Genomic DNA, 14,603 nt, shown 5'->3' on the forward strand with positions numbered 1-14,603 from the left:
TGGGCCCGCGCGGGGTGTGCGCGGTACCGATTCGAAGGATAAGGGGTAGGCGCGCGCTCGCGGCGCGCGCCCCTTGAGGCCGGGCATCGGGCGTGCGCGGCCTATACGCTGAGGTGATGGACCGGTACGCGCGGGTGATGCCGCGGGGCCGGCGGATTGACCTCGGGGTAGGGAGAACGCGCAACGATGGCCGCACGACGTCGTAAGAACGCCGGGACCTCGGAGGCGGGCACGCCGGGCGAGGGTGCGGTGCTGCCCGCCGACCTGGAGCTGCAGGATCTGTACGGGGCGTTCGCCGCACACGGGTTGGACGACGACGACCTGGACGACTCGGCCGTGCTGGTGCCGCCGGTGACGCTGCCGCCCGAGGCCGAGCTGGCCGCGCAGGCGAAGGCCGTCCCGATGTTCGGGTGGGCCCTGGAGCTGGCCCGCTGGACGGCCCCGCACCGCACCGTGGACGAGTTCGGCGACCTCACCGACCCGGACCGGGAGCCGGCCGCCCGGCTGCTCGGCCTCGCGCCGGAGGAGGGCGAGGTGTCGGAGGAGGCCGTGGTCGAGGCGATGCGCGCCTGGTCGCTGGCCTGTGACCTGGATCTGATCGAGATCGGTACCACGGCGGCCGGCGAGCACGTCGCCGTTCCCGGGCCGGACCTGGAACCGGCCGAGGAGGGGGACCCGGAGACCGTTCTGGAGCTGTGGCTGACCGCCGCCGGGATCGTCCGTGAGCTGGCCGTCGAGGCCGACTCGATGCCCGAGCCGGGTCACGAGGGACACGGCGGTCACGCGGGCGGGGAGGGCCGGGAGGACGCCGAGGGCTCGGAGACCTCGGCGGACGAGGACGAGGACGACGAGGACCGGCTCAGCGAGGTCGAGGAGGCCCGCGACGAGGCCGCCGAGCTGCTCGACGAGGCGCTCCAGGTGCTGTACGAGACCACGGCCTTCGCCGAGCCGGGCGGCGAGACCGTGCCGCTCGGCGTGCTGGCCGCGCTCCTGGTGGTGCCGGAGGGCGAGGAACCGAGCGAGGAACTGCTCGGTGACATCACCGACGTGATGGTCGCCCTGGACCCGATGCTCGCGGACCTGGCCGAGCTGGGCCTGCTGGACTACCGGCCGATCGACCCGGACCTCTTCGACGAGGAGGAGGGCGAGGCCGCGGCGCCGGAGGCCGACACGGAGGAGCCGCTGGACGAGGCGGAGTCCGCCCGCTTCGGGCTGGTCCGCCTCACGCCGCTCGGCCAGTACGGCATCCGGCAGTGGCTGCTGGAGGACGGCTACGACGCGCCGCTGGTCGGCGACCTGGCCGGGGGCGACGCCGCCGCGCTGCTCAGCGGGATCAGCGAGGCCGCCAACGTGCTGCCCGAGGAGGAACTGCGGGTCTGGATCACCGACCGGGATCCGGTGGAGGCGGCGCGCGAGCTACTCGCCGCGGCGCGCGGCCACGACGCGTACGCCCCGATGCGCCGGATGCTCTGCCACTCGGCGCTGACCATGCTCGGCGGGCCCGCCGAGCCGGCCGTCCGGGAGGTGCTGGACGACCCGGAGCTCGGCGGCGGGGCGCGGACCTGGCTGGTCTCGCTCGGCGCGGCCGACGTGCCCGCGCCCGAGCGGGCGATGGCGCTGTGGACGGTGGTCGACGCGTTCGCGGCCCAGCTGCTCGACTCCGGCGGCGACCCGGAGCAGCTGCGCGAGCTGATCACGGACCTGCCGGTGACCGGCAATCCGGCGAGCTACTTCGGCGAGCTGTGGCGGGTCGACCACCCGTACACGGCGGACGTGCTGGAGGCGGTCGGCGAGCTGCACCTGGACCGGACGGTCGCCAAGGAGGCCCGCAAGGCGGCGTTCAAGGCGCGGTCGAAGGGCTGAGCCGCCCGGGGCCGCCCGGGTGGCGGGTGGCCCGACAGCGGGGGCGGCGGGGCGCCCGGCGACCGATCGGTCGCCGGCCTCACGGCAGGTCCAGCGAGCCGCCTTCGGCGATCGGGAAGAACGGGTTGTGGGCCAGCTCCCAGAGGTGGCCGTCCGGGTCCTCGAAGTAGCACGAGTAGCCGCCCCAGCTGGTCGGCGCCGGCGGCTTGACCACCGTCGCGCCGGCCGCCGCCGCCCGCTCCAGCGCGGCGTCCACCTGGGCGGGCGACTCCAGGTGCACCGCGAGGGTGACGCCCCGGAACGAGGGCTCGCCGCCGGCCGGCACACCCGCGTCGGCGGCCAGTTCGTCGTGCGGGAAGAGGCCGAGCACCGAGTCGGCGGTGCGGAACCAGACGATCTCCGGGCTGGAGACGGAGGAGCGGCGCCAGCCCAGTGCCTCGTAGAAGCGGGCACTCTCGTCGAGGTCGGTGACCCCGAGGGTGACGATGCTGATCCGGGCCGGGAATTCCGTGGTTGCTGTCATGCCGGCCAGCGTACGAAGGGGGACCGACAGCCGGGCGCCCGGACACGGCCGCCGGCCGCCGGTTCCGTTTGCCGGGCCGATCGGCCCGCTGCGGCAAAGGGCCTGATGACCCGGCAGGTCGGGCCACGTATCGTTGCCCGCAGTCGACGGGGCACGGCGAGGACCAGGAGGTGCGGCGCGGGATGACGCGGGCGAGCGGCAGCGGGTGGGACGGCCGGCACAGGGACGGCGCGGGGACGGTGGACCGGTTCGACCGGCCGGACGGATGCCGCGGTGACGACCTGGAGGAGTGCCTGGCGGCCCAGGAGGAGTTCGCCCGCCGCACCCTCGCCTCGGCCTCCTTCCCGGTGTACGGCGCCGCGCCCCTGCTCGGGCCGGGCGGGGCCGTGCTGGTCGCGTTCGAGGCCGGTGGCGCCGGCTCCGGCGGTGCCGGCACCGAGGCGTCCGGTGCGCGGTTCGGCGGTACGGGGACGGCCGGCGCGGGATCCGGCGGCGTCCGTACCGTCGCCGGGCCGGGCTGGATCGAGGTCGGCTCCGGCGACTGGAGCTCCCCCGACGGCCCGTTCATCACCGTGCGTACCCACCGGCCCGGCGCCGAGCGCCTCGGGCCGCTGCCCGAGCTGGACGACGTGGTCGAGGACGAGCGCGACCGCGTCTACGAACAGCTCGGGGTGGACGAGGGCGACGGCCCCGGCCGGGTCCGGGCGCTGCGCGAGTGGATCACCGTGGACGGCGAGCCGCGCGCGGTCGAGGTGCACGAGGACCGGCGAGGGCTCTGGTCCGGTGCGGCGCTGCCCGGCTGCTGCCCGATCAGCGGGGCCGAACCCGTGTGGGCCGGCCGCCTCCGGCTGGACGGACTGACCGTCACCGTCTGCGGCCGCGGGGTGCCGCCCGGCGGCGTCGAGCTGGCCCGGATCGGTGACCAGGAGCGGTACCTGCGGGGCCGGACCGCGATGCTGCGCGACCTGGCCGTCCGGCGGGGCCGTCAGGTACCCCTGGGCGAGCGCGAACTCGCCCTGGCCACCGGCCTGGAGGCGCACCGGGCGGTGATCGCCCAGGGCATCAGCGAGGCCGCCGCGGTCGAGGCGCGGGTCCGGGCCGGACGGGCGCCCAGGCCGTCCCGCGGAGCCCGCGCGGAGGCGGGCGCGCTGCGCTGGGAGACGGCCGTGCGGCAGCAGATGCGGCTCGCCTCGGAGACCCGGGAGGAGGCGCTGGCCGCGGTGGCGTCGATGGTCGAGCAGCTCAACCGGCTCTCCCAGCTGACCCACTGGGTGGTGGGGACGCCGGAGGGGGACGCCGCGGTCGAGGAGGTGATCCGGTACACGGTGTTCGCCAGCGAGGTGGCGAGCCTGCCGGCGCAGCGGGCCTGGGAACAGGTCCGGCGCGGCCGGGCCGGCCGGGGGCCGGAGGACCGGGTTCCGGACGGGCTCGGGGAGGGCGAGGAGCACCGTCTCTGCGAGCAGCTCTGGCTGGCCTCCTGGGAGCAGTGGCGGGTGGCCCGGAACGGTCGCTGAGCCCCCGTTCGCCCGCTCGACCTGCGGTTCGTCGGGGAAGGGCGGATCATGAGTTCGAATACGGTCGGCAAATGACCACCCTGACGAGGCATCCGCTTAACCGTGCGTTCATCGAACGGGCGGAGTCTGCTGGGCGTCGACGTCCAGCCTCGACACCTCGCACGCCACGTACCGGGCACCGTCCCGGTCGGCGCCACCCCTCAGGAGTGACTGCCATGTCGCTGTCCCGCCGGGACTTCGTCAACCGTTCCACCGTCGTCGGGGCCGGTGTTCTGATCGCCGGCAGCGCCGAGGCGCTGGCCAGCGCGCCGGGCGCGATCGCCGCCCCGGTCGGCGGCGAGGCGCCGGCCGCCGCCGTCGCCGAGGCCGAGCGGGTGGCCGTCGGCTACGGCCCGCTGGTCCAGGACCCGGAGGGCCTGCTCGCGCTGCCCAAGGGCTTCAAGTACAAGGTCGTCAACCGGACCGGCGTCACCAAGCTGCGCACCGGCGAGTTCACCCCGAGCAACCACGACGGCACCGCGGCGTTCGAGGACGAGCGCGGCGGCAACCTGCTGGTCGTCAACCACGAGCTGTCCGGCGGCCGTGCCAACTGGCCGAACCCGGTCCCGCTGATCGAGGGCCACGTCTACGACCCGGGCGCGGCCGGCGGCTGCACCATCGTGCACGCCAAGGCCAACGGCAAGGTCGAGCAGTGGGTCGGCATCGCCGGTACCTCCACCAACTGCGCCGGTGGCGTCAGCCCGTGGGGCACCTGGCTGTCCGGCGAGGAGACCGAGGACAAGGCAGGCAAGAACGGCCTGACCAAGGACCACGGCTACATCTTCGAGGTCGACCCGTTCGACGACGACTACAACCGCGACCCGCAGCCGGTGAAGGCCTTCGGCCGGTTCGCCCACGAGGCCGTCGTCGTCGACCCGAAGCGCGCCCACGTCTACCTGACCGAGGACGCCTCGAACCCGAACGGCCTGCTGTTCCGCTGGACCCCGCCGGCCGGCTTCAAGCACGGCCGCTACCAGCTGCGCAAGCTGGCCGCCGACGCCGGTCTGCTGGAGGCCTTCAAGGTCTTCGACGCCCAGGGCAAGTTCGTCGACGACCTCTCCCGCGCCACCACGGTCGGCACCACCTACGGCGTGGACTGGGTCAAGGTCGAGGACCGCGACGCCCGCACCGTCTCGATCCGCAAGCAGTTCAAGGACGGCGAGGTCACCCGCGCCCGCAAGCTGGAGGGCATGTGGTGGGGTGACGGCGGCTTCTACTTCGTCTCCAGCTTCGCCCGCTCCGAGAGCCCGGTGCAGCACGACGGCCAGGTCTGGTTCTACAACCCGGTCCGCCGCACCATCACCCTGAAGGTGCTGCTGGGCGTCAACACCGACGTCTTCGGCGACCACGACAACTACGACGGCCCGGACAACATCACCGTCTCGCCGTACGGCGGCATCGTGATCGCCGAGGACGGCGAGGGCGTGTCCCACCTGTTCGGCGCCACCGAGGACGGGCTGACCTACCCGATCGCCCGCAACGACCTGAACATCGGCACCGCCACCAAGCCCGAGTTCAGCGAGTTCACCGGTGTGACCTTCTCGGACGACGGCAAGACCCTCTTCGCCAACATCCAGGTCCCCGGCATCCAGCTGGCCATCACCGGCCCGTGGCACCGGCTGAACGAGCACAAGCGCGGCCAGGGCTACGGCGCCTGAACCGACCGCAGGTGAGTGACGGGGGCCCGCTTCGGCGGGCCCCCGTCGCGTCCCCCGACGGGTGCGTCCCCCGGGGGCCCGGACGAGGGCCGGGCGGGGAGCGGGCGGGCTACGGCTCGGCCGGGAGCCGGAGCTGGAGCATGGCCAGCAGGCGCTGCTGCGGCTGGGCCAGGTCGATGCCGGTCAGCTGTTCGGCCCGGCGGACCCGGTAGCGCAGCGTGTTGGGGTGGATGTGCAGGGCGTCCGCCGCGACCCTGACCTCGCCCAGCGCGTCCAGCCAGGCCAGCACCGACTCGCCGAGCCGGGTGCCGTGCCGGCGGTCGTACGCGGTGAGCGCGGTCAGCCGCGGGTCGCGCAGGCCGCCGCGCTCCTGGAGCAGCGCCAGCACCTCGCTGACCAGTACCTCCGCCTGCACGTCGATCAGCGCCGCGACCTCCAGGTCCACCCCGCCGCGGCCCATCGCGTCCAGGATCCGGTCCGCCTGCGCCCGGGAGTCGGGCACCTGGGCGAGGCCCTCCACGGTCGACCCGATCGCCGCCCGCAGCGGGACGCCCAGGTGGTCCCGGGCCGCCTCGACCACCTCCTGCGCCCAGTCCCGCACCGTCGCCATCGGCAGGTTGGCCGGCAGCTCCGGCAGCAGCACGTACACCCGGGACTCGATCGGCGCGAGCAGCGCCGTCCGGTGCCGGGCCGCCGTGTGCACCGAGATCAGGCCGGTCACCTCGGCCCGGGTCAGCTCCTCGGTGGAGCCCGCGCTGTACGCCAGCACGGTCGCCGGGCGGCGCAGGTCCAGCCCCAGGTGGGTGGCGAGCGACTGCGCGCCGGTGGAGCCCTCCAGCAGGCCGGTGAGCAGCGTCCGGGTCAGCCGGACGTCCGCGGACAGCTCCCGGCGTCGGCGCACCAACTGGGCCGCCGCCACCCGCGCCGCGCCGACCAGGGCCTGCTCGGCCAGCGGCGCGAGCGGCTGGGCCCCCTCCTGCACCCAGATGGTGCCGAGCGGCTGCGCGCCGGCCCGGATGCCGATCGCCAGCCGGCGGCGCAGGCCCAGCTCCGGGTGCGGGTCGACCGCGATCGCCGTGTCCGAGGTGCGCAGGTGCTGGAAGACGCCCCACTCGCGGAGCTTCGACAGATACGGTTCGGGGCCCTGCCAGCCGAGGATGGAGAGCCGGCGCAGGTCGTCCACCTCGTCCGAGTCGGAGGAGCGCGAGTAGGCGAGCACCCGGCTGGAGGTGTCCTCGATCGAGACGATGCCACTGGTGAGGACGGCGACCGTCTGGGCGAGCGAGAAGAGGTCGCCGGCGTTGTGCTCGGCGGTGCCCGGCGAGTCCGGGGTGTCCGGCCCGGCGATGATCGCGCGGGCGAGCGAGTCGAGGTGCTCCCAGCGGGTCTCCCGGCGGACCGAGAGCAGGGCCACGCCCGCCTCGGTGGCCGCCTCGCGCAGCGCGTCGGCCTGCCCGGGCGCGTCCAGTTTGACGGCCACCGCGGCGGCGCCGGCCCGTCCGGCCGCACGCAGCGCCGGGAGGGCGGCCCGGCCCCGGGCGCCGATGGCGAGCACCAGCTCGCCGGTGGCGGCGGTGGGCGGGTCCTCCGGGTCGAGGATCGCCACGTCGCGGACGGCGACGTCCAGTCCGTGCGGGGCGGCCTGGAGCTCGACCAGCGGCTCGCCGAGCGACATCAGCAACTGGCGGAGCGGGATGCCCGGGCTGGTCATCGGTCCGCCTCCTTCGGGCACCGGCCGGCCCCGTCCGGGGACCGGTCCGCCTTCCTTCCGCCGCCTCGCCGTTGCGGCGGTCCGCGCGTCGATCGGCGCGTCGATCGGTGCGATCGGCCGGCTGTTCATCCAGTTGGACAACGCCGTGCGAATGATTTTAGCCGCCCGGCCAATCAAGCGGGCCCCGGTGCGGGAATAGCGTTCGTCCTGTGGCCGTCGTGCGACCCGCGCCGGCATCCCCGCAAGACATGAAGGAGAGCGTGCGCTCATGGATGCTGTGACCCAGGTCCCCGCGCCGGTGAACGAGCCGGTCCACAGCTACGCCCCGGGCAGCCCCGAACGGGCCCGTCTGGAGGCCAAGCTGAAGGAGCTGGGCGGCCAGGAGCCGGTCCAGCTGACCATGACGATCAACGGTGAGCGCCGCATGGGCGCCGGCGCCGAGATCCACGTCGTCCAGCCGCACAACCACGCGGCGAGGCTCGGTACCCTGCGCAACGCCACCCAGGCGGACGCGCAGGACGCCGTCGATGCTGCCCTGGCCGCTGCCCCGGCCTGGCAGGCGCTCTCCTTCGACTCCCGCGCCGCGATCTTCCTGCGGGCCGCCGACCTGCTGGCCGGCCCCTGGCGCGAGACCCTGGCCGCCGCCACCATGCTCGGCCAGTCCAAGACCGCCCAGCAGGCCGAGATCGACACCCCCTGCGAGCTGGTCGACTTCCTGCGCTTCAACGTGCACTTCGCCCGGCAGATCATGGCCGAGCAGCCGATCTCCTCGGACGGCGTGTGGAACCGCAGCGACCACCGCCCGCTGGAGGGCTTCGTCTACGCGATCACCCCGTTCAACTTCACCGCCATCGCCGGCAACCTGCCGACCGCGCCGGCGCTGATGGGCAACGTGGTGCTCTGGAAGCCGTCGCCGACCCAGCAGTTCTCCGCGCACCTGCTGATGCAGCTGCTGGAGGCGGCGGGCCTGCCCAAGGGCGTCATCAACATGGTGACCGGCGACGGCCTGGCCGTCTCCGAGGTCGCGCTGAAGCACCCGGCGCTGGCCGGCATCCACTTCACCGGCTCCACCGCCACCTTCCAGCACCTGTGGCGCGAGGTCGGCACCAACATCTCCGGCTACCGCACCTACCCGCGGATCGTCGGCGAGACCGGCGGCAAGGACTTCCTGGTCGCCCACCCGTCCGCCGACAAGGCCGTCCTGAAGACCGCGATGACCCGCGGCGCCTTCGAGTTCCAGGGCCAGAAGTGTTCGGCTCTCTCGCGCGCCTACGTCCCGGCGTCCATCTGGGCCGAGCTGAAGGACGAGTTCCGCGACGAGGTCGACGGCCTCACCATGGGCGACGTCAGCGACCTGTCGAACTTCATGTCCGCCGTCATCGACGACCGGGCGTTCGCCAAGAACAAGGCCGCGATCGACCGCGCCCAGGCCGACCCGCAGGTCGAGGTGCTGGCCGGTGGCACGTACGACGACAGCGTCGGCTACTTCGTCCGCCCGACCGTCCTGGTCTGCCAGGACCCGGCGAGCGAGTACTTCCGTGACGAGTACTTCGGCCCGGTCCTCGCCGTGCACGTCTACGAGGACGACCGGTACGACGAGATGCTGACCCAGATGGAGTCGGTGTCGGACTACGCCCTGACCGGCGCGATCATCTCCCAGGACCGCGAGGCCGTCCAGCACGCGATGCTCAAGCTGCGCAACGCGGCCGGCAACTTCTACATCAACGACAAGCCGACCGGCGCGGTCGTCGGCCAGCAGCCGTTCGGCGGCGCCCGCGCCTCGGGCACCAACGACAAGGCCGGCGCCAAGCAGAACCTGGCCCGCTGGACCTCGACCCGTTCGGTCAAGGAGACCTTCGTCCCGCCGACGGACTACCGCTACCCGCACATGGGCTGAACGTCCTCCCCCCGGGACCTTGTCCCCTGACGCCCGGTCCCGCAACCGGGCGTCCCTCGGGCGGCGGACCCCACCCCCCGGTCCGCCGCCCGCCTTTCTGCCACCCCTAGAAGCACCAGTTCCAGGAGTCACGATGCTCCGTTCCGCCCTCCTCGCGGCCTCCCGTTCCCCGCAGGTCCGCACCGTCGTCGAGAAGTTCCCGCCGACCCACGCGATAGTCGAGCGCTTCGTCGCCGGCGAGGCCCTCGACGACGCCGTCACCGCCTGCGACGACCTGGTCGCCACCGGCCGCAAGGTCACCCTGGACCACCTCGGCGAGGACACCCAGGACGCGGCCCAGGCCGCCGGTACCGCCGAGGCCTACGAGCACCTGCTCGCGGCCCTCAAGGACACCGGCCTGGCCGCCGGCGCCGAGGTCTCGGTCAAGCTCTCGGCCGTCGGCCAGTTCCTCCCGGTGGACGGCGAGAAGATCGCGCTGGAGAACGCCCGCCGCATCTGCGAGGCCGCCGCCGACGCGGGCACCACGGTGACCCTCGACATGGAGGACCACACCACCACCGACTCCACCCTGTCGATCGCGCGCGAGCTGCGCGCCGACTACCCGTGGCTCGGCGTCGTCCTCCAGGCCTACCTGCGCCGCACCGAGGCCGACTGCCGCGAGTTCTCCGGCGCCGGCTCCCGGGTCCGCCTCTGCAAGGGCGCCTACAAGGAGCCCGAGTCGGTCGCCTTCCAGGGCAAGCACGAGGTCGACCTCGCGTACGTCCGCGCGCTCAAGGTCCTGATGGCCGGCGAGGGCTACCCGATGATCGCCTCGCACGACCCCAACATGATCAAGATCGCCGGCCAGCTGGCCCAGTGGAACGGCCGCAAGCGGGACTCGTTCGAGTACCAGATGCTCTTCGGCATCCGCCCCGAGGAGCAGCTGCGCCTCGCAGGCGAGGGCAACACCATGCGCGTGTACCTCCCGTACGGGCAGGAATGGTACGGGTACTTCATGCGCCGCCTCGCGGAGCGCCCGGCCAACCTGACGTTCTTCCTGCGTGCCATGGCGACCCGCGGCTGACGACCGCCGCCGAGGACACGGCCCGTACCCCCGATGCGCGGAGGGGTGCGGGCCGTTCTCGTCGTCCGGGGCCGGAGCTCGGAGGAAGTCCTCCTGCGGCAGGGAACCCGTGATCGGTTGCTCATGTCATGCACCACAGCACTCGTGATGCCCCTCCTTCGGATGCGCGTCACGCCAATGGCGGGTCGGGGGAGTTGCGCCGTTCGCGACGGTCTTTCACCCGATGGTGTGAGCCGGCTGCGGCGTAGGATCCTCCCGCTGGTGAACTGGGCTGCGGGAAGAAGGAGTTGGCATGGTGATGAAGCGGTTCGCGGAACTGTCGACGCCGTTGGTGGCGGACGCGTGCGTGCGGCTCGGCGTCGAGGTGCGGGTGGCGCCCGCCGGGGTGGTCGCGGTGGCCCCGGGGAGCCGCGTCGCCGGGCGGGTGCTGCCGGTGCGGCACTACGGCAGCGTCGACGTCTTCCTGGAGGCGTACGGTTCCGCGGAGTCCGGGGACGTGCTGGTGATCGACAACGGCGGGCGGGTCGACGAGGCGTGCGTCGGTGACCTCGCGGTGCTGGAGGCGCGGGCCGCCGGGGTGGCCGGGCTGGTGGTGTGGGGGCTGCACCGGGACACGCCGGAGCTGCTGGAGATCGGGCTTCCGGTGTTCAGCTACGGCAGCCTGCCGCTCGGGCCGGTCCGGGTGGACGACCGGGAGCCGGAGGCGCTGACCACGGCCCGCTTCGGCCCGCACCTGGTGAGCGCCGGGGACGTGGTGTTCGCGGACGCGGACGGCGCGCTGTTCGTCCCGGGCCCGCGGGTGGACGAGGTACTGGAGACCGCCGTCGGGATCGCCCGCACCGAGCGCGTCCAGGCGGAGCGGATCCGTTCGGGTGACACGCTGCGCAGGCAGACCGCGTTCGACCAGTACCTGGAGCGCCGCGCCCGGGAGCCGGAGTACACCTTCCGCCGGCACCTCCGGCAGGTGGGCGGGGCGATCGAGGAGTAGCCGCCCCGAGGGCGCGAACGGGTTGACGCGGCAGGGAGCCGACGGGCCCGGCTGCTCCTGTTCGCGGGAGCGGCCGGGCCCTCGGTGGTGCCGGTGCCGGTGCGGGTGCGGTCAGAGCATCGAGGCGGCGGGCTTGACCATCGCCCGGGCTGTCTTGGCGTCGACGTACTCGCCGATCGCGGTCATCACCCACTCGCCCGAGAACTGGCGGACCAGCTTGCACATCACCACGCCGGTGCGGGGCTCGGACTGGGTGAGGTCGAAGCGGACCAGCTCCTGGTTGGAGGACGCGTCGACCAGACGGCAGTAGGCGTTCTTGACGTCGGTGAACTTCTGCCCGGAGAAGGAGTTCACGACGAACACCAGGCCGCACACCTCCGGCGGCAGGCCGTTGAGGTGGACGGTGATCGACTCGTCGTCGCCGCCTCCCTCGCCGGTCAGGTTGTCGCCGGAGTGGACGACGGAGCCGTTGAAGATGCCCAGCTTCATGAACCAGGCGGTGTCCAGCTTCTCGCGCTTCGCGTCGAAGGCGATGCAGGACGCGTCGAGGTCGATGTTGCGGCCGCGGCCCGCGGGCTCCCAGCCGAGGCCCATCCGGATGGAGGAGAGGAAGGGCTTGCCGTTCTTCTCCAGGGAGACCGAGCCGCCCTTGGTGAGGCTGACCCGGCCCTTGTCCAGGGTGACCTTGGTGAGGGACGGTGCGGCCGGAGGCGCCGGCGGCACGGGCGGGGCGCCCTGCGGCATCGGCGGGGCGGAGGCCATCGCGACCCGGGGGTCGACGGGCGTCCGGACCGTCTGGGCCGTCGGCGCGGCGGGGGCCGGCGCGGCGGGCGGGGCGACCGGGGCTGCGGCGGGGGCCGTGGCGGCCGGGGCGGCCGGCTCCTCGACGCTGACGCCGAAGTCGGTGGCGATGCCCGCCAGGCCGTCGGCGTAGCCCTGGCCGACCGCGCGGACCTTCCAGGCGCCGTTGCGCTGGTAGACCTCGACCACGATCAGGGCGGTCTCCCGGCCGAGCGGCGGCGGGGTGAAGGTGACCAGCACCTCGCCCGTGGCGCTGTCCCGGACGGTGGCGGTCGGCTCGATGCCCGCGAAGGTGGCGCCGGACTCGTCCGGGCTGGCGGTCACCACGATCTTGGTGATGCCGGCCGGGACGGCGGTGGTGTCGATGGCGATGGCGTCCGGGCCGCCGGCGGAAGCCGGACGGTGGGTCACGCCGGGCCCGTTCGGGGCGTTGTAGAAGACGAAGTCGGCGTCCGAGCGGACCTTACCGTCATCGGTCAGCAGCAGGCCCGAGACGTCCAGCGCCTTGGGTGCGGTGACCTCGACGGTCACCCGCGCGGTGGTCAGCGGGGCGTTTCCGCCTTGGGTCAGGACCGTGGACACGAACTCCTCCTGGGATGCGGTGGTGCGGGGCCGGCCCCGTGGGACGGGACGGCTGTGCCGACTGGCGACCACAGTAACGAACGAGGTGGCCGAGATGAGCCCGAACGGGAGCCGACCCGTCCGGTGGCCGGGCGGTCCTCCGGCGGGCGACCCGGTGGTCGGGCCGGGACAGCGGGCCAGGTCAGCGGGCCGGTGCGGTCGCGTGGGCCCGGGGGCGCGGTACGGCGGACGCGGAGGGTCCGGCGGGGGCGCCGGGTGCGGCCGTCGGGGGTGCGAAGGTGCCGAGGGCGGCGACCGCGCGGGGGTGCTGGATGCCGAAGGCCGCGGCGCTCCAGGTCTCCGGCGCGGTGGCCGGGCGCGGGGCGGCACTCGGCGCGGGCGCTGCGGAGGGGGCCGTCGGCGCGGGTCCCGCGCCCGGTGCGGCGGTGGCCGCGGTGGAGCGGCTGCCGAGGACGCCGAAGACGTACCGGCCGGGGCGGACGTCGGTGCCGGGCGGCGTGGTGAAGCGGTAGACGAGTGCGCCGCGTTCGTGGTGGGTGGTGGCCACGGCGCCCGCCAGGTCGGTCCAGGCGGTGCCGGAACCGGGCGCCAGGGTGCCGGGGGCGAGCCGGAACTCGGTCTGCAGCGCGGTGAGCGGCTCGCTGACGGTCAGGGCGAGCAGGTGCCGGGTGCCGTCGCGGCCGAGGGACTGGACCAGGGCGGCGCCGGTCAGCGCCCGGTCGGTGTGGTCGGTGTTGCCGGTCTTGGTGCCGTTCTCGGTCCCGGCGGTCGGGTTCTCGTTGCCGGTCTCCCGTCCTCCGGTCTCCTTGCCTCCGGTCTCCTCGGAGGTCAGGCCGCCCGGGCCCGGGGGCGCGACGGGCGGGCGGGGCGCGACGCCGCCCGGCGACGGGACGAGCGGCCGCGGAACGGAGGGCGCGGGGGCCGACGGTGACGGTCCGGACGGTGACGTGCCGTCGGCGGGCTCTCCGGCGGGGGGCCGCTCGGCGGCCGGGTACCCGTCGGCCTGCGGTCCGTCGGTGCCCGCCGGGTCGGCGCCGGGCTGCCGGCCGTCGGCGGCCCTCGGGCCGGGTCTCGGATCGCCGCCCAGGGCCTCGTTCCCGCCGGGCCCGTTCCCGCCGAGTGCCTGGGCGGAGGGTTCGCCGGTGAGGCCGTGCGAGGTGGCCGGGCCGCGCGAGGCGGCCGGACCTTCGGCGAGCGGTCGGCCGGACGCGGAACTCCCAGGGCGCGGCGCGCCCGACGCGAACGGGCCGGGGGAGTGCGTCCCCGCGGCCGGTCCCGGCGCGCCGGTTCCGCCGGCCTGCGGAGGGACGGCCGGTGCGCGGCCCGCGGGCCCGGTGGCGGTCGGGTCGGAGGAGGGTCCGTTGGCGTCGGGGGAGGCCGGACTGGGCGGCCCGCTGGATCCGACCCGGGCGACCCCGGCGCGCCGGCCCACGCCCTGCTGCTCGTTGAGCAGGAAGGTGGTGGCGATGCTGATGCCGACCACGGTGGACATCGCCATCGCGGCACCGGAGAACCGCAGCGTGGGCAGCCGGAGGCGCCCGCCGAACGGCTTCGGCCGACCGTGCCGACCGTGCCGGCCGTGGCGTTCGCGGTGTCGGTCGTGCGGGTACGCCGCGTCCTGACCGGCGTCCTCGGACAGAGTCACCGGGCCCCCTCCCTCCCCTGAAGTCGCCGTTGCGGTCGTCGCATTCTCCCACGTACCGACGGCGGCGCCGGTGCTGCCGGACCGGGCGGACGGCCGCCTGGCCGGCCGGTCCGGCGAGGTCTCGTCCGGGGCTGCGCGTGCGGGGTCCACCGGGACTCGCGCGCGGGCGCGCGCCGGCAGGGGGACGAGCGTACCAGCGGGCGGCCCGGGGGTGGCCAGCCCTTGGACGGAACCGATCCGATCCGTGGACAACCCGTCGGATAGCGGAAGTTGACGGTCCGTCTGACAGGATCGGTAAGGATCTGCCCGGTCGGGCAGG

General features: G+C 74.3%; 10 protein-coding genes. 6 read left to right on the plus strand and 4 right to left on the minus strand.

Going from position 1 to position 14,603, the window contains the following annotated elements:
- Window positions 1–186: 186 nt before the first annotated feature.
- Window positions 187–1,863 carry a hypothetical protein gene (locus tag ABZY91_RS05215; protein ID WP_355399840.1) on the plus strand — a complete coding sequence of 559 codons (1,677 nt, stop codon included), beginning with the start codon at window positions 187–189 and terminating at the stop codon, window positions 1,861–1,863.
- A 79-nt stretch (window positions 1,864–1,942) separates the two neighbouring features.
- On the opposite strand, the gene ABZY91_RS05220 is transcribed toward ABZY91_RS05215, so the two are convergent.
- Window positions 1,943–2,386 carry a VOC family protein gene (locus ABZY91_RS05220; protein WP_329948648.1) on the minus strand — a complete coding sequence of 148 codons (444 nt, stop codon included), beginning with the start codon at window positions 2,384–2,386 and terminating at the stop codon, window positions 1,943–1,945.
- A gap of 182 nt (window positions 2,387–2,568) precedes the next feature.
- Here ABZY91_RS05220 and ABZY91_RS05225 point away from each other — a divergent pair, with 182 nt between their 5' ends.
- Together ABZY91_RS05225 and ABZY91_RS05230 are read left to right on the plus strand one after the other, a co-directional pair.
- A complete protein-coding gene (locus ABZY91_RS05225; RefSeq protein ID WP_355399842.1) occupies window positions 2,569–3,900 on the plus strand; it encodes a hypothetical protein in 1,332 nt (443 codons plus the stop codon).
- Window positions 3,901–4,115: 215 nt separating this feature from the next.
- Complete coding sequence (locus tag ABZY91_RS05230; RefSeq protein WP_329876317.1) at window positions 4,116–5,597, plus strand: alkaline phosphatase PhoX; 1,482 nt, start codon at window positions 4,116–4,118, stop codon at window positions 5,595–5,597.
- A gap of 109 nt (window positions 5,598–5,706) precedes the next feature.
- Here the strand turns inward: ABZY91_RS05230 and ABZY91_RS05235 are convergent, their stop codons facing one another.
- Window positions 5,707–7,308: a helix-turn-helix domain-containing protein gene (locus tag ABZY91_RS05235; RefSeq protein ID WP_329948650.1), complete on the minus strand. Its 1,602-nt coding sequence runs from the start codon at window positions 7,306–7,308 to the stop codon at window positions 5,707–5,709.
- Window positions 7,309–7,576: 268 nt separating this feature from the next.
- Here ABZY91_RS05235 and pruA point away from each other — a divergent pair, with 268 nt between their 5' ends.
- From pruA to ABZY91_RS05250, 3 genes are all read left to right on the plus strand, one after another.
- Entirely contained in the window at window positions 7,577–9,205 is a 1,629-nt protein-coding gene (gene pruA, locus ABZY91_RS05240) for an L-glutamate gamma-semialdehyde dehydrogenase (RefSeq protein ID WP_329876313.1), read from the plus strand.
- Between the two features lie 133 nt (window positions 9,206–9,338).
- The gene (locus ABZY91_RS05245; protein ID WP_329876311.1) at window positions 9,339–10,268 is read left to right on the plus strand and encodes a proline dehydrogenase family protein; all 930 of its coding nucleotides are present in this window, start codon (window positions 9,339–9,341) and stop codon (window positions 10,266–10,268) included.
- Window positions 10,269–10,563: 295 nt separating this feature from the next.
- Window positions 10,564–11,256: an RraA family protein gene (locus ABZY91_RS05250; RefSeq protein WP_355399934.1), complete on the plus strand. Its 693-nt coding sequence runs from the start codon at window positions 10,564–10,566 to the stop codon at window positions 11,254–11,256.
- Window positions 11,257–11,367: 111 nt separating this feature from the next.
- Here ABZY91_RS05250 and ABZY91_RS05255 read toward each other — a convergent pair whose 3' ends face one another.
- Both ABZY91_RS05255 and ABZY91_RS05260 read right to left on the minus strand, forming a co-directional pair.
- Entirely contained in the window at window positions 11,368–12,627 is a 1,260-nt protein-coding gene (locus ABZY91_RS05255; protein ID WP_355399936.1) for a TerD family protein, read from the minus strand.
- A 193-nt stretch (window positions 12,628–12,820) separates the two neighbouring features.
- Window positions 12,821–14,284, minus strand: coding sequence for a hypothetical protein (locus tag ABZY91_RS05260; RefSeq protein ID WP_355399845.1), 1,464 nt, complete (start codon window positions 14,282–14,284; stop codon window positions 12,821–12,823).
- Between the last annotated feature and the right edge of the window lie 319 nt (window positions 14,285–14,603).

This window comes from Kitasatospora sp. NPDC002965, assembly GCF_040611255.1.
Lineage (GTDB): Bacteria > Actinomycetota > Actinomycetes > Streptomycetales > Streptomycetaceae > Kitasatospora.